The 22,146-nt window shown below is 60.0% G+C and carries 18 protein-coding genes; 11 read left to right on the forward strand and 7 right to left on the reverse strand.

All coding sequences use genetic code 11. From position 1 onward, the window contains the following. Positions 1–104 precede the first annotated feature (104 nt). A complete protein-coding gene (locus AB4N84_RS20925; RefSeq protein WP_460047079.1) occupies positions 105–2,228 on the forward strand; it encodes a TonB-dependent siderophore receptor in 2,124 nt (707 codons plus the stop codon). 187 nt (positions 2,229–2,415) lie between these two features. Here the strand turns inward: AB4N84_RS20925 and AB4N84_RS20930 are convergent, their stop codons facing one another. From AB4N84_RS20930 to AB4N84_RS20945, 4 genes are all read right to left on the reverse strand, one after another. Next, positions 2,416–2,778 carry a response regulator gene (locus tag AB4N84_RS20930; protein WP_074749464.1) on the reverse strand — a complete coding sequence of 121 codons (363 nt, stop codon included), beginning with the start codon at positions 2,776–2,778 and terminating at the stop codon, positions 2,416–2,418. An 83-nt stretch (positions 2,779–2,861) separates the two neighbouring features. After that, on the reverse strand, positions 2,862–4,250 hold the full coding sequence (locus AB4N84_RS20935) for an ATPase domain-containing protein (RefSeq protein WP_460042964.1): 1,389 nt from the start codon (positions 4,248–4,250) through the stop codon (positions 2,862–2,864). A 159-nt stretch (positions 4,251–4,409) separates the two neighbouring features. After that, positions 4,410–4,724, reverse strand: a complete 315-nt coding sequence (locus AB4N84_RS20940) for a hypothetical protein (RefSeq protein WP_460042965.1) — start codon at positions 4,722–4,724, stop codon at positions 4,410–4,412. Between the two features lie 143 nt (positions 4,725–4,867). Then, complete coding sequence (locus tag AB4N84_RS20945; protein WP_460047080.1) at positions 4,868–5,380, reverse strand: acyloxyacyl hydrolase; 513 nt, start codon at positions 5,378–5,380, stop codon at positions 4,868–4,870. 193 nt (positions 5,381–5,573) lie between these two features. Between AB4N84_RS20945 and AB4N84_RS20950 the strand changes: the two genes are divergently transcribed. Further along, complete coding sequence (locus AB4N84_RS20950; RefSeq protein ID WP_074750186.1) at positions 5,574–5,759, forward strand: hypothetical protein; 186 nt, start codon at positions 5,574–5,576, stop codon at positions 5,757–5,759. A gap of 39 nt (positions 5,760–5,798) precedes the next feature. On the opposite strand, the gene AB4N84_RS20955 is transcribed toward AB4N84_RS20950, so the two are convergent. The 3 genes from AB4N84_RS20955 to AB4N84_RS20965 all read right to left on the reverse strand — a co-directional run bounded on the left by AB4N84_RS20955 (position 5,799) and on the right by AB4N84_RS20965 (position 10,520). After that, positions 5,799–8,246, reverse strand: coding sequence for a PAS domain-containing protein (locus AB4N84_RS20955; RefSeq protein WP_460042966.1), 2,448 nt, complete (start codon positions 8,244–8,246; stop codon positions 5,799–5,801). A 76-nt stretch (positions 8,247–8,322) separates the two neighbouring features. Beyond that, on the reverse strand, positions 8,323–9,111 hold the full coding sequence (locus AB4N84_RS20960; RefSeq protein WP_460042968.1) for an EAL domain-containing protein: 789 nt from the start codon (positions 9,109–9,111) through the stop codon (positions 8,323–8,325). Between the two features lie 212 nt (positions 9,112–9,323). Further along, positions 9,324–10,520: an MFS transporter gene (locus AB4N84_RS20965; protein WP_460042969.1), complete on the reverse strand. Its 1,197-nt coding sequence runs from the start codon at positions 10,518–10,520 to the stop codon at positions 9,324–9,326. A 306-nt stretch (positions 10,521–10,826) separates the two neighbouring features. On the opposite strand from AB4N84_RS20965, the gene AB4N84_RS20970 reads away from it, so the two are divergent. The 9 genes from AB4N84_RS20970 (at position 10,827) to AB4N84_RS21010 (ending at position 22,126) form a co-directional block, all read left to right on the forward strand. Continuing rightward, complete coding sequence (locus tag AB4N84_RS20970) at positions 10,827–11,759, forward strand: AraC family transcriptional regulator (protein WP_460042970.1); 933 nt, start codon at positions 10,827–10,829, stop codon at positions 11,757–11,759. 88 nt (positions 11,760–11,847) lie between these two features. Then, complete coding sequence (locus AB4N84_RS20975; protein ID WP_460042971.1) at positions 11,848–12,303, forward strand: (2Fe-2S)-binding protein; 456 nt, start codon at positions 11,848–11,850, stop codon at positions 12,301–12,303. Then, positions 12,303–14,552 carry a xanthine dehydrogenase family protein molybdopterin-binding subunit gene (locus AB4N84_RS20980; RefSeq protein ID WP_460042972.1) on the forward strand — a complete coding sequence of 750 codons (2,250 nt, stop codon included), beginning with the start codon at positions 12,303–12,305 and terminating at the stop codon, positions 14,550–14,552. Before AB4N84_RS20975 ends, AB4N84_RS20980 begins: the two co-directional genes overlap by 1 nt. A 17-nt stretch (positions 14,553–14,569) precedes the next feature. Next, complete coding sequence (locus tag AB4N84_RS20985) at positions 14,570–15,922, forward strand: c-type cytochrome (RefSeq protein ID WP_460042973.1); 1,353 nt, start codon at positions 14,570–14,572, stop codon at positions 15,920–15,922. An 11-nt stretch (positions 15,923–15,933) separates the two neighbouring features. Next, entirely contained in the window at positions 15,934–16,953 is a 1,020-nt protein-coding gene (locus AB4N84_RS20990) for an XdhC family protein (protein ID WP_460042974.1), read from the forward strand. Between the two features lie 217 nt (positions 16,954–17,170). Further along, entirely contained in the window at positions 17,171–18,199 is a 1,029-nt protein-coding gene (locus AB4N84_RS20995) for a helix-turn-helix transcriptional regulator (RefSeq protein WP_074749476.1), read from the forward strand. A gap of 285 nt (positions 18,200–18,484) precedes the next feature. Next, entirely contained in the window at positions 18,485–19,837 is a 1,353-nt protein-coding gene (locus tag AB4N84_RS21000) for an APC family permease (RefSeq protein WP_460042975.1), read from the forward strand. A gap of 91 nt (positions 19,838–19,928) precedes the next feature. Beyond that, positions 19,929–20,750, forward strand: coding sequence for a polyprenyl synthetase family protein (locus AB4N84_RS21005; protein WP_460047081.1), 822 nt, complete (start codon positions 19,929–19,931; stop codon positions 20,748–20,750). 158 nt (positions 20,751–20,908) lie between these two features. Further along, on the forward strand, positions 20,909–22,126 hold the full coding sequence (locus AB4N84_RS21010) for a M24 family metallopeptidase (RefSeq protein WP_074749478.1): 1,218 nt from the start codon (positions 20,909–20,911) through the stop codon (positions 22,124–22,126). The last annotated feature ends 20 nt before the right edge of the window (positions 22,127–22,146 follow it).

The following is a 22,146-nucleotide window of genomic DNA, read 5'->3' on the forward strand; positions in this document are numbered from 1 at the left end:
GAAAATATTTTTCAAAAACCTGTGAGGTAAATGCTGTTTCGACCCGTGTAGAGAGATAGGAATCATTCTCTTTCGCTTTTCTCTACGGAGTCACTCACGTGGTCATGCTGCTCAACCGCACCAATGCTTCGCTCCTTTTGTGTTCGGCCCTGCCGTGTCTGGCGATGGCCGCCCAGCCGGTCACCGAGCTTCCGGTCAGCACCATTGAGTCCACGTATGACGCCAGTGGCGAGGCCAGCAGCTATACCCGCGCCGACAACAGCACCGCGAGCAAAGGGGCGACCCAGAACCGCGATGAGGCGCAGACCGTCAACACCGTGACGGCACAAACGCTCGATGACTATCAGGTGAAGGACCTCAATGATGCGATGCGCTTCGTCAGCGGTGTCACCCAGACCAACACCTTGGGCGGCACCAAGGACGCGGTGATCAAACGCGGTTTCGGCAGCAACGACGACAACTCCATCCTGCGCGACGGCATCCGTTCGGCCATCGGCCACAACCTGGGCGCCACCACCGATCATGTGGAAGTGCTGAAGGGGCCCGCGTCACTGATGTACGGCGCGCTTGAGCCCGGCGGTCTGATTAACGTGATCAGCAAACAGCCGCAGTTCACCCGCAGCACGACGCTGACCGGGTCAGGTTACAGCGAGGGCGGCGGCTCTTTCGGCGTCGACACGACCGGCCCGCTGGGCGATACCGGCCTCGCTTATCGTCTGATCGCCGAACGCAGCCATGAAGATTACTGGCGCAACTACGGTGTCGACGAACACACGCTGATTGCGCCCTCGATTGCCTGGGTGGGTGATCGTGCCAGTTTCTCGCTGGCCTACACCTACAACGACTACGCCAGCCCGTTTGATCGCGGCACGGTGTTTGTGGGTGGGCATCCTGCGGACATCAGCTACCGCGATCGTCTGGATGAGCGTTGGGCGAAGACGCAGGGTATCAGCCAAAGCACGACCGCCAAGTTCGAGTATCAGCTCAACGACGATTGGCGCAGCCGCCTGACCTATGGCTGGACGGAGGATCGCTACAGTCTGGCCATTGCACAGCCCAGCACGTTAAACGGCAACACCTTGCGGCGAATCGCCAACGGTGGCCATTACGATTACGAAAGCCGCTATACCGCGCTGGATTTCCTGGGCGACCAGCAGATATTCGGGCAACGGCACGAGATCACGGTCGGCATCGACAACGAATCGCTGGATAAATACCGTGGCAAAACCTACCGCAATACCAGCACCACGGCCGGCAACCTCAACATTCAGAATCCCGCTTACGGCAACCTCGCCGAACCTGTGACCATCAGCGCCGCACAGAGCAATGCGCAAAACAACCTCGTCACCACTTCGGCGTACTTCAAGGACAACTGGCACCTGAACGACCAGTGGATTCTGGTGTTCGGCGGGCGTCAGGAGCACTGGGATCAGTACAGCGATCAGGGGCTGGGCAGCGCGTATGCGCCGGGCGCTGATTCCAACGGGGATAAATTTATTCCGTTTGGCGGGATCGTCTATCAGCCAACGGAAACGGTGGCGCTCTATGCCAACTACAGCCGTTCCTTCGTGCCCAACGACGCCGATGATGCAGGCAACAGCTTCAAACCCACTGAAGGTCGCAGCTACGAAGCCGGGATCAAATACACGCCAGTCGAAAAGCTCAACGTGAACCTGGCGGTCTACGACATCGTTAAAAAGAACCTCGTGAACAGCGTGCTGCAAAGCAATGGCGACAGCATCGACGAAGCGGTGGGTAAAGCACGCTCACGCGGGGTCGAGCTGGATGTGACCGGTGAGATCGCCCAAAACTGGAGCGTTATCGGCACCTATGCGTACGACCATACAGAAGTGTTGAAGAACGACGAGTCGCCCGAGCAGGAAGGCAATCGTCTGCCTAACGCGCCGATGCACAGCGCCAGCCTCTACCTGACTCACCATCTCGCGCTGCCGGCTGATACGGGCAAGTGGCATGTCGGCGCCGGTGCTCGCTACGTCGGCCAGCGTCCGGGGGACGATGCCAACAGCTTCTGGCTCGACAGCTACACCCTGGCCGATGCGTTCGTTCGCTGGGACCTGCCGACCCGAGACTACAAAACCAGCCTGCAACTGAACATCGACAACCTGTTCAACAAGGAGTACTACCCGTCGACGACTGGCAGCAGCACGCTCCAGGTGGAAGAGGGTGCGTTGAGAACCGCCCGGCTCACGGCCAGCATGACGTTCTGATCGCGAAGGTCTGTGTGGGTGCTCAGGGGAGTTACCCTGATCCCGCGCAGGCCCTGATTCTCGAATACGGTCTGGCGTGACGACGGGGGATGCTGGGCAGAGACCTGACGTTGCAGATTCTGCGTACGCGTGGCACGGCGCTGTGAGGAACCGTCACTGAGACCCGAGACAGGCAACGGGGCGCCGGTCAGCTTCTGGCAACCAGCGCTTTGATCTTGTCGACCACCACATCGATATCAAACGGTTTATCCAGGACCTCGATGAAGAGGTCCGGGCGCGCAACGCCGAGGTAAGCCTGTGCCCCGCTCATGAGCATGATTGGCGTGGCGGCGTGAAGATCTCTGCTCCTCACCGCGTCCGCAAACTCGATACCAGTCATGCCGGGCATCATGAAGTCGGTGATGATGAGGTCCGGGCGCTCCCTGTCCAGGATTTCCAGCGCCTTCTTTCCGCTTCCAGCGGTGACGGTCATGTACCCCTCATCCTCAAGCGCAAAGCTCAGAATGTCTGCAATCAGGTATTCGTCGTCGACGATAAGAATGGTCGTCATGACGTGAGCGCTCGTCGGAGCCAGTCAAATGTGCTTGGTCGTGCAAGCCAGACTCGCTGTGTCGTTTTAAACATGTGCATGAGTCAGACCTTATTCACGGCTACCCCGAAATCACCTATGGCCACCTCCAGCAGAGAGGGGTCGTAGGCGCTGTCCCTGATTTTCAGAATAAAAAGCTCGCGTTTAAGTTCAGAACCTTTTCGTGCGAATCGGATGAGGAGCAGATTGTCCACGATGCTTGAGAGGTCCGAAGCCGGTGCATCGATCTCACTGCCCAGCAGTGTCTGCGTCTCCCACGAGGCCATGGTGGTGACGCCTCGGGTCCGCAATTCCGCCATCAGCGCGGCGAGCAGGTCATGAATTCTGCTCTTGTCCGCCGCGACGCGGCCCATTCCGCTGAGGCTGTCGATGAAGACTCGCTTGATCCCTTTCTCTTCGACAACCTTGAGCAAGTCGTAGCCCAGCTTGTCGATCAGACCGGGCGTGGTGGGATTCCAGATGACGTGCAGGGCTCCGCTGCTCTGCATGGCGTCAAGGTCGATACCGAACGCGTTGGCCTTGACCCTCAGCCGCTGCGGCGATTCGAAAAAACCGAATAACAGCCCCGGCTCCTGCGGCGTGCATTTGCTCAGGAAGTGCATCCCGATGGAGGTTTTCCCGGCGCCGGACGGGCCCGTGAGCAAGGTCACTGAAGAGCCGACGAGCCCACCGCCGATCTGCGGATCCAGTGAGTCGATGCCGCTGCTGACAGGCGCGATCGAAGCCAGGTCAACCACTGACGCACAGCTCAAGACGCTTTCGAGCCTTGGGTAAACGTCAATGCCCTTGTCCGTGATTTCAAATTCGTGGGCGCCTGGCAACGAACCGCTTCCGCGGGTTTTGCGCAGCCTCATGCGGCGAACGGTCCTGGGACCAAAGGTCTCTTCACCCATCTCGATGACGCCATCGACCATGGTGTGCTCCGGGCTGCCGTCGTCCAGCTGCGAGCTGGTCAGGAAGATGACGGTGCAGCCGGCGAAGGCGGCATGACCCTGAAGTTCGGAAATGAACTTCTTGGTGTCGATAGGCAGTTCGGCTTGGGAGCGGGCGTTCAGGAGGCCATCCAGAATCATCAGCGTGGACTTCTGTCTGCTGATTTCCCGACGCAGCAATTTGACGACCTCGTCCAGGCCATCATTTTCCAGGGTGTCAAACGCGCTGACGAACTGGATCTTTCCGCCGATCTGGGTTTTGTCGAAGAAACTGAGCGTCGACAGAAAATGGAACAGGCGATCGTGAGGCTCTGCGAGCAACGTGGCGAAAAGGACATTGGCGCCGTTGCGCACATGGTTGAAGCCGATCTGATTCGCAAGGATTGTTTTCCCGGAGCCAGGGCGACCTTGAACAATATACGAAGCCCCGGCGACCAATCCGCCCTTCAACAGGGTATCAAGGCCCTCAATGCCGCTTTTCAGGCGTTTTAACTGTTCCACGTCTCAGTCCTCTACTGATTCAGCCAGCAACACGATGCGTGTACGGGGCGGGGCTGATGCTGCTGGTTGTTGCGGACAGCTATTCTATCCAAAGCGAAGGCGTGCGCTAGCCCTCTTTTCAGGGAGCGTCTCGTTGGTCAGGTTTCGTTGGTGGCGTCTTCAGGACGCGGTCAGCGGCGTCGGTTGCAACAGTTCGCGAGTGCTGTCAGTGATGATGACGGGGCGATACTGCAAGTCGACAAGATGCTCTGCGTTTTCGTCGGGAGACGCGCAGGCCCGCGCCCCGAATGCCAGTGCTATCTCGGCGTGCTCGCTCGAGAAAAATACAAACGTTTCTGCCGTCGCGGCGTCGATCATCAGGCGATAGGGCGATTCAGCCATCGGGCACAGCAACAGCCGGAGTTCGTCCAGAATTCTCAAACGGTGGTAGACGGACGCCCCATGTCCCAACGATTTACTGTACCAATCGGCCATATCATTGCTCGTCAAACGGATAGTTAAGGTTCTGACAAATCGTTGAAAATGTTGGTTCCGCAGCCCCGCAAGGGTCTCAGTGCTGTGGGCGGGTGGCAGGTGAAAAACCTGCCACCCCATTTTCTACGGGCGGCGAGTTCGCGTCAGATCGAATGGCTATAGAACAACGCGTAGGATTCGATCCCGTCGTTCGGCTCTTTGATGCCCGCGTTGGAGTAATGGGTGACGCGCAACCCTACCTTTTGCGTGTCCCCGATTTTGAGGCCGGCGCCCAGGCGGTCTTCAAAGTTGAAGGCCGAACCGAATTTCTGATCGCCCGCCGTGGTGCCTGAAAACATCGCGACGCCGATGCCTGCTTCTACGAATGGCTTGAGGTGGCCGTTTCCGAATTCGTACACGAACACCGGGGCGAAGGACACGGAATGACGGCCGCCAGCCTCATCGCCAGCCTCCCAATAGGTGTAACCCAGATCCCAGTAGCCGGTCAGTTTGCCCGTCGAGCTTTCCATCCAGCGCTTGTCCCAATCGAAACCCAGGCCGACGCGGGCCGTGAGACCGCCCTGACTGGTGGCGCCGAGTGCGCCGGAGATTTCGGCGGCGTATGCATTGAGCGAGAGACTGGACAGGCAGAACGCCGCGATCAGGAGCTTTTTCATATTCTTCATGAGGCAATATCTTGATGAGGGTAGGGATGCGGACGACGCCGCGCGAGGGATAGGGCAGATCGCCATTAGAATGGTTCAATGTTTTTTGCAGGAAGGAAAATTGAACGGCCGTATGCCCTTGAGATCCGAGTTTTACATTCACATCAGCCGTGCCACCGGCATGCAGGCAACGCGAGGAGGTTTCATGGCCGTCACCGTCAAAAAGCTGGAAGGAATTGAAGTGCCTGAGGTGTTACGTCGCGGTGAAGATCAACAGGTCTTTGAGGTGACTGACGTCGACGGCAGCACGCATTACCGGGAAGACGAGGTGGATGCGGCAAAACTCGTCGTCGAACTCAGCGAAGAGGCCAAGAAAGAACAGAGCAGGTGATGCAGCGGTGACCCCTGGACGGGTCACCGGAAAGGCCCTTCATTTTCTGACGACCTTCCTGAGCGCTCGGGAAAGTTGATCCAGGGAGTAGGGCTTATGCAGCAGCTCGAAACCGTCGGAACCTCTGTCAGCCAGTACATGGCTGTAACCGGACGTCAGAACGACCGGGAGTTCCGGGTAGCGCGTGTGAAGCTCGTTCGCGAACTCGATGCCGGTCATGCCTGGCATGACCACGTCGGAAAACACCACATCGAACGGCTGGGCAGCGGATTCAAGTTCGGCCATGGCCTGGAGCGCATTGGTGCTCAGGACTGTCCTGTAGCCCAGTTCGGTGAGTGCCTGCACGGCGGAGGTGCCCACGTCGCTGTTGTCCTCCACGACCAGCACACAGGTGCCGTGACCTTCTTGCAGGGGAATATCGGCGAGGGCCTGTTTCGACATCCAGCCTGCCTCGCTCACGCGCGGGAGGTAGAGGGTGAAGGTGGTGCCTTTCCCCAATTCACTGGCCACGGCGATCTCGCCACCGGACTGCTTGGCGAAGCCAAATACCTGACTCAACCCCAATCCCGTGCCTTCGCCGACGCTTTTGGTGGTGAAGAACGGTTCGAAAATGTGCTCCAGCTGCGTCGCAGCGATGCCTGTGCCCGTGTCCGAGATCGAGATGGCCACGAAAGCGCCGGTCGAGGGCGGATGAAGCCTGACGGAGGGCATGGATTCGACGGGGCGTACCGTGAGTGTGAGCCTGCCTTCGCCCATCATCGCGTCCCGGGCATTGGCGACCATGTTGACCAGCGCGGTATCAAACTGACTGGGGTCGGCGTTCACGCAGCAAGGCTGCTCGTCGAGCTGGATCACCGTTTCGATTCTCGAGCCGCTGAGTGTTCTCATCATCCCGCTGATCGCATCGACGTTTTCGCAGGCGCTGAAGACTTCCGGCTGAAGGGCTTGTCTGCGCGCGAAGGCGAGCAACTGCCCGGTCAGCCGGGCGGCGCGATCGACGGTCTCTGAAATGGCGGTCACGTACCGCAGTCTTCGTTCTTCGGTCAGGTTCGGGCGCATCAGCAGATCGGTCGAAGACCGGATGACCGTCAGCAGATTATTGAAGTCATGGGCCACGCCGCCAGTGAGTTGTCCGAAGGCTTCCATCTTCTGGGATTGGCGCAGCGCTTCGGCCTGTTCTCTTTCCTTGGTCACATGCCGACCTGCTGCGTAGACACGACCGTCTTCGAAGGTGCCTGTCCAGCTGAACCATTTGTACGAACCGTCCTTGTGGCGCAGTCGGTACTCATAGGGCACGGTCAGTGGAGCCTCGAACAGGGTGGTGAATGCGGCCAGCGAGCCTGTCAGGTCATCCGGGTGCGTGTAGTCTGAAAAGGTGGTACCGATCAGCTCGCTTTCCGACCATCCCAGCTGTTCGGTCCAGCGTCCGTTGACTTCATCCAGCGTGCCGTTGGGCGAGGCGATCACCAGCAGCTCCTGTGACAGTCCCCAGGCCCGATCACGTTCCCGGGTACGAATCGCCAGGTTGTTGGCCTGATCTTTTTCATGGGTGATGTCGCGGCCGCTGCAATAGATCTTTCCGTCCTCGAGGACCGCCACCCACGCGACCCAGCGGTATTTGCCATTGCGATGACGGACGCGATTCTGAAAACGGGAGACCGGCCGGCCTCGGGCAGCCTGGGTGAGGACGGCTTCACTGCCGGGTACATCGTCCGGATGGATCAAGGACAGAAAGGTGGTGTGCAATTCTTCCGGAGACCAGCCCAAGGAAATCGTCCAGGCAGGATTGGAGGCCTCGATGATTCCGCGGGCGTTGATGACGGACAGCAAGTCATTGCTGAGCAGCCAGGTACGGCTTCGCTCTGTGGCGCGCTCATTGACCTTGCGCTCAAGGTAATTGTTGAGGTCACGCAGTTCATCCTGGCTCTGGCGCAATCGCTGATCCGAGCGATGCCGTTCGATGGCGAGCGCGACGGTCTGGGCAATGACAGCGATGGCTTCGATATCGCCATCGGTTGGCGTGCGGGGTTCGCCGTAGTAGACCGCGAACGTGCCGAGAATTTTCCCGTCCGCGGCCCTGACTGGCATCGACCAGCAAGCACGCAAGCCGAGAGGAACCGCAAGGTCTGCGTATCCCTGCCATAGCGGGCTGCTGGCGATATCGTCGACATAAACAGCAGCACCGCGCGCTGCAGCGGTGCCGCACGAGCCAATGCCCTCGCCAATGGCGATGCCGTGAATGGCCTCGTTGTAAAGCGCCGGCAGGCTGGGCGCCGCTCCGTGAAGCATGTATTGACCGTCTTCGCTCAAAAACAGCACCGACGCCTTAATGTCACGGCTCTGCGCTTCAATGGCGAGCAGAAGGTCATTCAGCACTTCCGCCAGCGGCATACCGCTGGCGATCTGACCCAGGACCTTTCTTTCGCGCTCAATGAGCGCCACCGGGGAGTAGCGTCCACCCAGCAAACTCAGGTCAATGGATGGCATGACAAACTCCTGGAACTTGGTGCGTGACGCTGGAAATAGGGAGTGATTAGGTGTTCTACCGGCGCGGGTTACCCGTCTACGGTCTTGTATACGGCGACATACCGGCCAGCGTCCCGATCGCCGGACGGGCGAACAGGTAGCCCTGCATCAGCTCGACGCCCATTTTCCGCAAGGTTTCACACTCCTGCGGCGTCTCGATGCCCTCGGCAATGACGGTAATGTCCAACCGGTTGGCCACCAGCACGATGCCCTCGATGATCGCCTGACGTGCGCGGTCTCGATCAATGCCACGGGTCAGCGCCATGTCGATTTTCAGGACGTTGGGCTGGAACATCGCCAGAAAGTTGAGCCCCGAGTAGCCCGATCCGAAGTCATCGATGGCCGTCGTGAAACCCTGACGCTCGTACTCTTCAAAAATCGATTTCAGGTGCTCAGGATCGTCCACGCGCTCGCCTTCCGTGACTTCGAACATCAGGCGCCCGACGGGAAAATCAAACAGGCGAGCGGCTTCCAGTGTGGCGCGTACGCACGTCTCGGCCCTGTAAACGGCATTGGGTAAAAAGTTGATGCTGAGTTTGCAATCAGGAATCGCCAACAGTCCGAGCTCTGCGGCCAGCTCGATGGCCTTGACCCGACAGGCCTGGTCGAACCGGTAACGGTTGTTGTCGTTCACTCTCCCCAGAATGCTGGCGGCCGACTCTCCGTTGATGCCGCGCACCAGCGCCTCGTACGCGTAGGTGGCGCCGGTTTTGACGTTGAAAATCGGCTGGAAAGCCATGGTGAAGTCGAATCCCAGCCCGTCAGCATTGCGGCATTCAGCGCATCCGACGGACTTGAAAACGGGGGTGGGAGTGCGCTGAGTCATGCGTGTCCTGCTCCATAGGCGAAAGGAATACGTACCTGATGATGCTGCTCGGTGATCCGCACCGTTGCGCAAGCATGCATTAGAACCTTTTCCGCCGCTTTCAAGAAGCGGCTTCTACTGGGACAGGCGGTGACGCATTTTGATCACTCTGAGTTCGCAGGGCGCTGATGGGCGGAGCGATGGCCGGTGTAATCCTCCGTTTGCGGACCCGTTCAGGCGGTTGCGTTCGATCCGCAGAGATGAACCTCAGTGGCGTAGCGACCCGCCAGCCAGGCGAGGAAAGACGCGGCGATCAGCACGGCTGCGCTGAGCTCGAAGGTGGCCTTGTACCCGCTGAGGTCATAGGCCAGGCCGCCAATGATTGCGCCGCCTGCGATCGCCAGTTGGACAATGGCCACGAGCAAGCCGCCACCGGCTTCCGCATCGTCAGGAAGCGTCTGCGCCAGCCATGTCCACCAGCCGACGGGTGCAGCGGTTGCGACCAGTCCCCACAGCCCGAGCAGGACGGCGGTCAGCAGCGGCGAAGCACCATAATTCACCAGCGCCAGGGCGATGACGGCCATGATCAACGGGATCACCGTCAGTGTCCGGTAGAGGCCATTGCCGATGAATCGTTCGATCAGGAAGGTTCCGACGAAACCTGCAACGCCCAGACCCAGCAGCATCAAAGACAGGGTGGAAACGCTGACACCGGTCACGCCCTCAAGAAACGGGCGCAGGTACGTGAAGAGCATGAACTGCCCCATGAAAAAAACGCTGACGGCGACCATGCCCAAGGCAACGGGCAACTGCTTCATCAACCGCAAGGCATTGCCGCTGCCTGCCTGACGTTCGGTCTTGAAGGACGGCAGGCTGATCAGCAGCCACACGGCCGCAAGGGTTGCGACCGGCACGACGCAGAAAAACGCACCGCGCCAGCCGATCAACGCGCCGAGAAAGCTGCCGGCCGGCGCTGCAATCACCGTCGCGAGCGCGTTACCTCCATTGACGATGGCCAGCGCCCGGGAAACCTGAGCAGGCTGCACCAGTCGCATGGCGGTCGCCGCTGACAATGACCAGAAACCGCCGATTGCGATGCCGATCAGGGCACGGCCAAACATGAATGAGGGATAGCCGGGCGCGAGCGCGACAACCGTTCCTGAGACGATCATCAATAAGGTCAGGCACAGCAGCAGCTTCTTGCGTTCGACGCGCGCGGCGATCGCAGCGGTGACCAGACTGGTGACCAGTGCAAACGCACCCGACACGGAAATCCCCTGGCCGGCCTGGCCCTCGGTGATCTGCAGTTCGGCGGCGATGGGTGTCAGCAGGCTGACGGGCATGAACTCTGAAGCGACCAGCGCGAAGGCGGCCAGCGACATGGCGAGCACGGCGCTCCAGCCGCGTTTTTCTGTAGAACGTGAAGTCATGGGAATACCTGTGATGCGACAAGCGCGTTGATTCGGTTTGCTGAAGCGGCGCTGAACAGCGCGGCCTGGGTCGTCCGCGTCGGTGCATGGGAATGACCGGGACAAGCGGTTGTTGCCGGCATGGTTCGGGGAGGGAAACGTTGCGTAACGCCTTTCCCGTAACAGTTCGACACATTCTCCCTGTCGATCCGCCCGCGCCCTAGTGCATTCCTCTTGAATGCTTGCCTAATCCTATGAGGATGCAGGGCGGTGGATAGGAAACGTCTCCTCAGCGGATTAGAGTTCGGTCAACAGAAGAGACCTGACATGATGCCGACGACCCCGCGCCATGAATCCCCCTTGGCGGCCAACATCGACCCCCGCATGAGCGTGACGGGAGACATCGCCACAGCCATTCCCGGCCTGTCGCTGTTTCGTCGCGACCAACCGGCGCCTCCCGCCGTGTGCATGATCGAGCCAAGCCTGATTCTGGTGGGCCGTGGCGAGAAGCGGTTGTGGGTGGGAGGCGAGAGTTACTGCTACGACCCGTCGAGGTTCCTGGTCACCTCACTGGATTTGCCCGCCAACTCTGAAGTGATGGTTGCCAGCCCCGAGCAGCCCTGTGTCGGGCTGGTGCTGAAACTGAATGTGAGCATGCTCGCCGAGGTCATCACTCAAGGTGGCTTGCCCGCAACCCGTCAGCGAGCGGAAGGGACGGGTGCCGGGATTGGCCACTTGTCATCGGCGTTGGAGAGCGCGCTTGATCGCCTGCTGACGTTGCTCGACGAACCCGAGGCGATTCCCGTGCTGGCGCCGCTGGTTCTGCGGGAAATTCACTATCGGCTGCTTAATACCGATCAGGGGCCAAGGCTGCGGCAGATCACGGCGGTCGATGGTCAGGGGTATCGCATTGCCAAGGCCATCGACTGGCTCAAGCTCAACTACGCCGCCGCGCTGCGCATCGATGATCTGGCGGCCCGCGTGCAGATGAGTGCACCGACCTTTCACCATCATTTCCGCCAGCTGACCCGCATGAGTCCCCTGCAGTATCAGAAGTGGCTGCGCCTGAACGAGGCGCGTCGGCTGATGCTGACGGAGCGCCTGGATGTCTCGCGGGCGGCGTTCGCCGTCGGGTATGAAAGCCCCTCTCAGTTCAGCCGCGAATACGGTCGTCTGTTCGGTACGGCCCCCAGCCGTGACATGGCGTTGCTGCGGGGGCAACCAACGGAAACTCCAGCGCTGGGCACTGCGACGCCTTGAGCGAAAAACACGCTGTACCGGTGAGGTGCCTGGCTGCGCGTCACCGCTCATAACATTGCACGTCAACCGATGATCAAGCGGGTGAACCATGGAACTACGAATCAACCAGAAGACCTATCAGGTCGACGCCGACGCCGACACGCCCCTGTTGTGGGTGATCCGCGATGACCTGGGCATGACCGGCACCAAGTACGGCTGTGGCCTGGCGCAGTGTGGCGCCTGCTCCGTGCTGGTCGACGGCAATGTGGTGCGCTCGTGCGTCACGCCCGTGGCGGGTGTGGTCGGCCGAGAAGTCACCACCATCGAGGCGATTGAGGCCGATGACGTGGGCAAGCGCGTCGTCGCGACCTGGGTTGATCTTCAGGTTGCCCAGTGCGGGTATTGTCAGTCCGGGCAGGTCATGGCGGCCACCGCGCTGCTCAAACACAACCCCAGACCGAGTGATGCGCAGATCGAGGCCGCAATGGTCAATCTGTGTCGCTGCGGCACGTACAACGCCATTCATGCCGCCGTGCATCAACTGGCCGGCAAAGGAGACGCATGATGAACGTGCGTATCGACCCTGTCTTGCAACCCTCCGCGCTTGCCTTGACTGACCCGGTCAACCTGTCCCGGCGCCGTTTTCTGACAGGGACCGCAGTGGGTGCACTGGTACTGGGCTTCGGCCTGCCACTGGGATCGACCCGCGTGCAGGCTGCGGCTGCAGCGACGGCCGAGCGCGGCACGCAGGTGCCGGCGTTCCTGGAAATCCGCCCTGACAACCGCGTGCGTCTGCTGTGCCCCTTCATGGAAGGCGGGCAGGGCACGTTCACTGCGATGGCGCAGATCATCGGTGAAGAACTGGACGCCGACCCGGCGACCTTTCTGGTCGAAGCCGCGCCGCCCGGCGAAGCCTATGTGGTGATGGAAAACGGCATGCGCATCACCGGCGGCAGTATGTCGGTGCGCATGAGCTACCCGGTCATGCGCCGCCTCGGTGCCCTGGCCCGCGCGATGCTGCTGGAGGCGGGCGCACAGGCCCTTGACGTGCCGGTGAGCGAGTTGACCACCGAACCGGGCAAGGTGGTCCACGCCAGCTCCGGTCGCTCACTCGACTACGGCGCGTTGGCCGAGCGTGCGATGAGCCTGCCGGTGCCTGATCCTGCCAGCGTGCCACTGCGCGATCCGAGTCAGTTCCGATGGATCGGCAAGCCTGTGAAGCGCCTCGATGCCTACGACAAGTCCACCGGCAAAGCGTTGTACAGCATCGACCTCAAGGTCGACGGCATGCTGCACGCGGCTGTTCAGCATGCGCCACGTCTTGGGATGACCGTGGCAAACCTGCGCAACGAAGATCAGGTCAAGGCCATGAAGGGCGTACATTCCGTGCACCGGCTCGACGGTGCCGTGGCCGTGGTTGCCGAGCGCTGGTGGCACGCCAAACGTGCGGTGGAGGCGATTCAGGTCGACTGGCAGGAGCCCACGGCCGACAGCAAAGTAAGACCCATGCCTGCGGATTTCTCCAGCGATGCGCACTTCAAGCGACTGGCGGCGGAGAAAGGCCCCGCCCGCGACGATGAAAATGAAGGGGACGTTGCCGCGAGCCTGGCCAGTGCCAAGGTCCGTGTCGAGGCCACTTACCACAACCAGTACCTGAATCACGGACAACTGGAGCCGCCCTCGGCGTTGGCGCGCTTCAACCCGGATGGCTCGCTGGAGGTCTGGCTGCCCAATCAGGCGCCGGACATGTTCCGCGCTGACATCGCCAAGCGCACCGGTCTCGACCTTTCACAGATCACACTGCATTCGCCGCTCTTGGGCGGGTTCTTCGGGCGGCACTTTCTGTACGACTCCGCCAACCCGTACCCGCAGGCCATCGTCCTGGCCAAGGCGGTCGGCCGTCCGGTCAAGCTCATCTGGACGCGAGAGGAAGAGTTTCTGCGCGACGTACTCCGTCCGGTTGCCGCGGTCAATTTCCGCGCGGCACTGGATAACGACGGCTGGCCGCTGGCAATTGAAGCGATCAGCGCCACGGAAGGGCCTACCGAGGCCCTCGCGGGCAAGCAGGGTGACAAGCTCGACCCGACGGCTTTGGAAGGGTTGTCGGGCAAGTCCTACGCCATCCCGAACAAGCGGATCGCGCAGATCTACGTCAAAGGCCCGGCCATGCTCGGTTACTGGCGTTCAGTGGGGAACTCCCTCAACGACTTTTTCTACGAGTCGTTCCTGGACGAGCTGGCCGACAAGGGCGGCAAGGACCCGTTCGAACTGCGCCTGCACCTGCTGCGTGACAACACACGCCTGACCACGCTGCTGCAGGCTGTGGGTGAACTGTCCGGGGGCTGGAAGCGGGGGCCGTTTACCGCCGAGGACGGTACAAAAAGGGCGCGCGGCGTGGCGATGGCATCGCCGTTCGGGACGCAGACGGCGGTGATTGCCGAAGTGTCCATCGAGAACGGGCAGGTCAAGGTGCATGACATCTGGCAGGCGATCGACCCCGGCAGCATCGTCAACCCGGCGATTGTCGAAGCTCAGGTCAACGGTGCCGTGGCGCTGGGCCTTTCTCAGACGCTCGTGGAGGAGTCGGTGTGGATAGACGGCAAGCCTCGGGCCCGCAATTACGATCTGTACCCGATTCTGCCGCCTGCGCGGATGGCGGGGGTGCATGTCCGGGTCGTCGAGAGCGGGGAAAAAATGGGAGGCGTCGGCGAGCCGCCACTGCCTGCCGTCGCGCCCGCCGTCGCCAATGCGGTGGCCGCACTGACGGGGCAGCGGGTTCGCAGCCTGCCCATGAGCCGACACACCTTCACCTGATCAGCGCCGGAGCGTCCATGAAGAACAGCCGATTCGCAAGAACCGCTGGCTGGCTGGCCGTGCCATGCCTGGTCGCGGCAGGCCTGCTGGCCTGGTATGTCACGCGCGAGCCCGTCTCGCGTCTTGAAAGCCCACCCATCACCGTGGCCGACATCGACCCGGCGTTGGTTGCCCGTGGCGAATACGTTGCCAGGCTCAGCGACTGCGTGGCCTGCCACAGCGTGCCGGGCGGTGCGCCATTCGCGGGCGGCCTGGAAATGGCCACGCCGCTGGGGGCGATACACGCCACCAACATCACGCCCGACCCGGAAACCGGTATTGGCCGCTACAGCCTGCCGGACTTCGATCGGGCTGTGCGTCACGGCGTGGCACCCGGCAGTCGCCGTTTGTATCCCGCCATGCCCTATCCCTCGTACGCCAAACTCAGTGATGACGACGTGCGAGCGCTCTATGCCTTCTTCATGAAGGGCGTGGCGCCGGTCAACCAGGCGAACATCCCGAGCGCCATTCCCTGGCCTCTGAACCTGCGCTGGCCAATCGCGCTGTGGAACGGGGTGTTTGTCGACGCCAAGCCGTACGCGGCCAACACATCGCAAGATGAGGTGTGGAATCGCGGTGCTTATCTCGTTCAGGGCGCGGGGCATTGTGGCAGTTGCCATACGCCTAGAGGCCTGGCGTTCAACGAGAAGGCCCTTGATGAATCGGGTACACCGTTCCTTGCGGGCGCCTTGCTGGACGGCTGGTACGCACCGAGCCTGCGCGATGACCACAACACGGGTCTGGGCCGATGGAGCGAGCCGGAGATCGTGCAGTTCCTCAAGACGGGGCGCAACAGGCACGCGGTGGTCTATGGCTCGATGACCGAGGCCTTCAACAACTCCACCCAGTTCATGACCGACGATGATCTGACCGCCATTGCCCGTTATCTCAAATCCTTGCACGGTGACCGTCAGCGCGACGGAGCGCCCTGGCAGTATCAAGAGCGCTCTGCAGCAGTGGGGCCGCAGACGCCTGGCGCTCACACCTATGCGACGCGCTGCGCGTCGTGCCACGGGCTGGACGGCAAAGGGCAACCCGAGTGGATGCCGCCGTTGGCGGGCGCGACCTCCGCCCTGGCAAAAGAGAGCGCGTCGGCGATCAACATCACCCTCAATGGCTCCCAGCGTGTCGTGGCGGCCGGGGTGCCGGACGCGTATCGTATGCCTGCCTTCCGCGAGCAATTGTCCGATCAACAAATCGCCGACGTGCTGACATTCATGCGCAGTCACTGGGGTAATCAGGGCACTGCCGTCGAGGCACAAGCGGTGGGCACGTTGCGTGACCATACGGATCCTGCCAGCAGCAGCCCGATCATCCTGCAGATGCGCTAAAGGAGAGCCTGATGGAAAGTATCGACGTGCTGGTCCTGCGCACCGCGCGCGACTGGCTCGCCGCCGGCGAGCGGGTGCTGCTTGCCACAGTGGCGCGCACATGGGGGTCTTCACCGCGTCCGGTCGGTTCGATGATGGCTTTGCGTAACGACGGCCGGGTGGTGGGCAGCGTGTCCGGTGGCTGCATCGAAGACGACCTGATTCATCGCTACACGACCCTCCATGGCGGATGCGGAGTGCCGGAAAGCGCCCCCGAGGTGGTGCGTTATGGTGTCAGTGCCGATGAAGCGCACCGTTTCGGGCTGCCGTGTGGCGGCACCCTTGAACTGGTTCTCGAATTCGACCCCGCCTTGTCGTCGCTCGATGAGCTCCTGCGCCAGCTGGATGCCGGGCGGCTGGTGCGCCGCGAGCTGACCCTGAAGACCGGTGAGGTCACCCTCCAGCCCACGGCGACACCGGAGCAATTCACTTTCGACGGCCAGCAGATGCTCAACACATTAGGGCCGGGGTATCGCATGCTCATGATCGGTGCTGGCGCGCTGGCCGAATACCTGGCGACCATGGCGCTGTTCAACGGCTTCAAGGTTGCGGTGTGCGATCCCCGTCCGGAGCACATCGAGGCGTGGGAGGTGAACGGGGTGGAGCGCATCGTCGGCATGCCGGATGACGTGGTCCGCGACTTCGCAGTCGATGTACGAACCTGCATCGTCGCCCTGAGTCATGACCCAAAACTCGACGACCTCGCCTTGCTCGAAGCCCTCCACGGTCCGGCGTTTTACATCGGCGCCATTGGCTCGCGTCGCAACAGCCAACTGCGCCGCGAACGTCTGATCGAGCATTTTGGTGAGACCCACGCGTCGCTCGAGCGTCTGCGCGGGCCTATCGGTCTTTATATTGGCAGCAAGACCCCTGCGGAGATCGCCGTCAGCGTCATGGCCGAAATCCTTGCCGCCAAAAACGGCGTCAGTGTGCCGAGCGAGTTCTCGATTGCCAGTTCCAAGGCCCACGAAGGGCTGCCGGCGTCGCGTTGAGGCCGTTTGCTCGGTTGGTTGTGTATTTTCAGAACCTTGTTCAGGTGCGTCGACGCATTGTTGGGGTTATTAAACACACCTGAACTGCAAAGCCGTTCCCCAGAAGTCAATGATGTAACGTTGCAGTATTGCGGATCGTGATCGGCGGATTAATGTGGCATGGTGATTGCTCGCTTTGTTTGAATGATCGGAGGTCGTTTGCAAGACGGAGATCCTCATGAATGAACTCTTTGGTGATCACAAGCGCGTTGCGGCAGCGATAGCCTCCGTTATCGATGCTGTGGGGCATCAAGACTTTTACGCCATCGTGTTGGAGACATTGGGGCTCTATATTGACTGTGAGCGTTGGCTGGCTATCAAGTACAGCCGATTTTCCGTCCCGGAGTTTATTGTCAATACCGCCTTGAGTCATGAGGCAGTCGAACAATACATGAGTCATCTGTACAGAATTGACCCGCTGCTGCGATTAGTGACAGAAGACCGTGTGCCCTCAGTCGTCACGTTTTCACTGATGCAAAACGAGGACGATTGCAATGTTTACTACGATGAAATATTTAAATCCGGGCAGATTCTGGATGAGCTGACGCTGATGCTGCCTGTCATCGGAGGTGGCTATCTGGGTTTTTGTTTCGACCGGGAAAACAGGGTGTTCAACGAAGATGAAATTGCCTTGTTCACCACCTTGTACCCGATCATCGTCGCTGCCCAGGCCGCCCACATGCGAACCGAATTTCTGGAGGGGCTGGGTGCCCTCTTTGGCAACGGGAAGGTTGGCGTTCTCACGCTGGGCAGCGATAACAGGATGATCTACCAGAATCCTGCGTGGCATGCCTTGACCGGTCACGACTTCGGAAACGAAACACTCGACTTCATATTGGGTCAGCCTGAGCTGATCGCCGTCAATGTCAAAGGTTTGATTGCCCACTGGGAGTATTCGAAGCCTGTATCTGCCTGTGCGACGGGCATCAGGGCGGTCTTTCTCGAACAAAAAAGTGAGGGGTATATCCAGACCGATGTAAATGAGTTCTTCGAGCAGTTTTATGATGCCTATCACCTGAGTCCACGTGAGCGACAGTTGGTTGAAAAGACTTTGCGTGGTTATTCGATGCCCGTGATTGCAGAGAAACTTGATCTTAGTCTGGGCACGGTACGAAATTACAAACAGCGGTTATACGCCAAGCTCGACATCACCAGTGAACGGGAAATATTTTCCTTGTTCATGATGCATATGTTCGGGCAGTCATGACGGGTGGGTAGTGCAGATTAGCACTATTGGTCCGGTCATCGACCCGCGATAACATCGCCTTCAAGGCTCGGCACGCACCCGCACTCGGGCGGCTTTCCAGCGACGGGCCTAAAACGATAACAACATGAACTTGAAGATTCGCGGTTTTACGCGAGCGGCGGGAGTTTGCCCATGAACAGCACACCGATAGGCAAGGACGATTGTCAGGAACAGGGTCAGCACCTCCAGCGTGAACTGAACTTTTCCTCCACGTTTTCCCTGGCGTTTGCCTTTATATCGCCTATCGTGGCGCTCTACTCCATCTTCGGTATCGGCATCTTAACGGTCGGCCCTGCTTTCTGGTGGGGCCTGGTGGTGGCCATGGCAGGGCAACTGTTGGTGGCGTTGGTCTTCGCCATGCTGGTATCGCGATTTCCCTTTGAAGGCAGCATTTATCAGTGGTCCAAATATTTGCTCGGCAGCCGCTTTGGCTGGTTTGCAGGCTGGACTTACATGTGCACGTTGCCGATTACCATCGCCACCGTCGCTCTGGGCGGTGCGGGATTCGTAGCGCAACTGTTTGGTGTCGATGCGACAGACAAGATGATCAGTGTGCCGATTGCCTTGTTTCTCATCGCATTCGCCACATGGGGCAATACGCAGGGGCGGAAGATTTTCTCCACCATCGTCTGGTTGTGCATTGGCGCGGAAGTCATCGGTTCGGTCGGCATCGGAGTGCTGTTGCTGGTGGAGTTTAAGGTCAATGCCTTGTCTGTTCTGATTCCAGATGCGCAAGTGTTTGCCTGGCCGGAACCCGGTGTCTCCGGTTTCTTCTCGTCGAAAGTGGCGCTCGCCATTGCCTATTGCGGCTGGGCATTCGTGGGCTTCGAAAGTGCCGGTGCAGTGGCCGAGGAGGTCAAAGACCCTGAACGTGCGGTGCCCAGGGCGATGCTGTTTTGCTTGCTGTCCGTTGGCGCGGTGGTGGCGTTCTCGGCGTTTTCGCTGATTCTCGCCTTGCCTGCACTGGAATTCCCGGCCGGAAGCGACCCTGTCACGGTGACGCTGATCACGCATTTAGGGCAGGTCGCTTACAAGGGGATGCTGGTGTTGTTCATTATCGGGTTCGTGGCGTGCATGCTCGGCATTCAAGCGTCGGTGTCCCGGGTGATCTGGGCGTTCGCTCGAGACAGAACCATTCCCTGCTCGGATTTTCTGCGGCAGTTGAGCGGGGACGACAAATTACCAACGCGCGCATTTCTATTGACGGGCGGGTTATCGGCGCTGTTGTTCATGTTGTCGTTCACCAATATCTATCCGCTGTTACTGGCATTCAGCATTGCGGGGTTCTATCTCGCCTTTGCGTTCCCGCTGGTGGGCGCCTGTGTGAGTGTGTTGAAAGGTGATTGGCGAGAAGGGCCGTTCTCTCTGGGTATTTTCAGTATCCCGGTGATCTTCGTCGCGACGGGCTGGACACTGTTTGAGGCCGTCAATATTTCATGGCCTCGCTACCCGGAACTTGCCTGGTATGAGAACTGGGCAGTGCCCATCATGATTGTTTTCCTGGCTATTGTGGGCGCAGTTATTTATTCAAAATGGGCCTCACCGTCTTATGCCTCCTCACCGTTACGCGCTGCCGTCGCAGATAACGAATACAGGTGATGACGAGGTGATCGATATACCTGAACGCGTGAACAGTGAACGGTATCTGACCCTTCGTGCCCGACTGGACACTGGCTTGCGCACGCTGCTGATGCCCGCCAGTCCTTCACTGCAAAAGCTCTACAGCGCCATGGCCTATGGCGTATTCGAACCGGGTAAATGTTTGAGGCCCATGCTCGCTTACAGCGCCTGTGAGGCCATGGGAGGGCAGCTTGATGCTGCGGACGGTGCCGCCTGTGCGGTGGAGCTGCTGCATACCTACTCTCTGGTTCACGATGATCTCCCGGCCATGGACGACGCGCTCGTTCGCCGAGGGAAACCGGCGTTGCATGTGGCCTACGGTGAGAGCACGGCCCTGATTGCAGGTGATGCCTTGCAAGCGCTGGCGTTCGAATCATTGACGCAATCGTCGCAGGTCAGCGCCGGTATACGGTTGCAGATGGTGGAGGTCCTGGCCAAGGCGGCGGGGCCTGCGGGCCTCGCTGGCGGTCAGTTCCTCGATATGACCTTGGCCGGTGACCGACCGAACAATGATCAGATCGCCGAAGTGCAGCGTTTGAAAACCGGCGCACTGATCCAGGCCAGTGTTGTACTGGGCGCGATGGCAAGCGGTGCAGACCTTCAAACGAGCCGCTTCGTGGCCATGAGCAAATACGCCGAACAGATCGGCCGAGCCTTTCAGGTGCGAGACGACATTCTGGACGTCGTCGGGGATCCACTTCTCCTGGGTAAAGCCACTTGCGCAGACCGGCGTGCCGACAAGTCCACGGTTGTTTCTTCACGGGGACTGGAAGGTGCACGGCAGTATGCCTCGCAACTTCTGCTGGGTGCACTCACGTCATTGGACGTCTTTGGCGCGGAGGCCGATGAACTTCGTCAACTTGCCCATGTTGTCGTGGCGCGAAGTTTCTAGCGATACGACGTTTCTTTAATGGCATTGATAACAACCGCAATAGTGCAGATTTGCAGTATTTGAGTTCCCACGTTTTGCACTGAACATGTCCGTCATGGCGCTTAAACACGGGTGTGTGCTCGTCGCGCTTCGTATAAAAAAACAGTGAGGTAATCGTGATGACAATCGAAAGAATGAATTATCCCGACGGCTATTTCCCAGTGGACGAATACCAGGGTCGCTGGAAAAAGGTAGAAGACGAAATGCGCCGTCTGGGTCATGAACTGGCCATTGTCTGGGGCAAGACAGCCGGTCACTACGAGCGGGCCATGGAAACACTTTGGCTGACCAACTTCTGGTCGGAGCATTCGGGCCAGGAACCGGACTCTCCTATCTGGAACGCTCGAGGTTTTTGCTGCGTGATACTGGAGCCTGGCAAGGAACCGGAGTTGCATGCCGATGTGGCCACGGTGCGGCGTCGGATGGTGCGTTGTGGCGATTACTTCTTCAGTGACGACCCGATCAGCAGCGTTGCCAAGGCGCTGAACGCCCGCAAACCACGTCGTAGCGTTGTCTTCGTCGGGTCGGACAACCTGCCCATGAAGTACGCCAGTCAGCTTGCCGAGCAGACACCGGGTATCCAGTTCGAGTATGACGATAACCTGATTCGCCGTTGCCGCCGTATCAAGAGCCCTCGGGAACTGGACATGTTCCGTGAAGCAGGACAGATGGTGTCCAGTGCCTTGTACCGCGTGTGCGACAGCCTCTACGCCGGCAAGACCGCAGCAGAAGCAGCGGCGGAGGGCGCCTACGAACTGACGCGTCGTGGAGGCGGCTGGCTGCGCATTCCGGTCAACTTCGGGAATGACGCTGACAGCCAGTTCTTCGAGCGCGACCCGATGTACGGGTACTCCATGGGCGCGCCGAGCAAAGGCGACATCGTTCGCACCTGGATCTATGGCCCGACCCATCAAGGGTATTGGCTCGACCCCGGCCGCTCTTTGGTCTGTGGCGGCAAGCCTACATCGGAGCAGCGCTCGCTGCTGGTTGACTCCTATTCGATCACAGAAGCAGTGATGAACTCCGTCAAGCATGGCGCCAAGGTCCTCGACGTGGTGGGCGAAGCCGAGCGTGTACAGGCGCGCGTCGCCGAGGAAGAGGACCTGGCTGCCAAGCAATGGCCGTACTTCGGCCACGGCAATGGTTCGATGTGGGAACACCCGATCATCAACCGGGATTCGGTCACGGCAGACGACATTTTTGAAGAAGGGATGGTCGCCTCGGGGGAATCGTTCATGACGCGAAAAGGGGTCGGCAGCGTAGGCTGGGAACAGAACTTCATCGTCACCCGGACCGGAATCGAGTTGCTCACGACCACGCCGGTCTTCTGGTTCTGATCGACGGTTACACCCTTCGA

This window comes from Pseudomonas sp. S2_H01 (genome assembly GCF_054668305.1).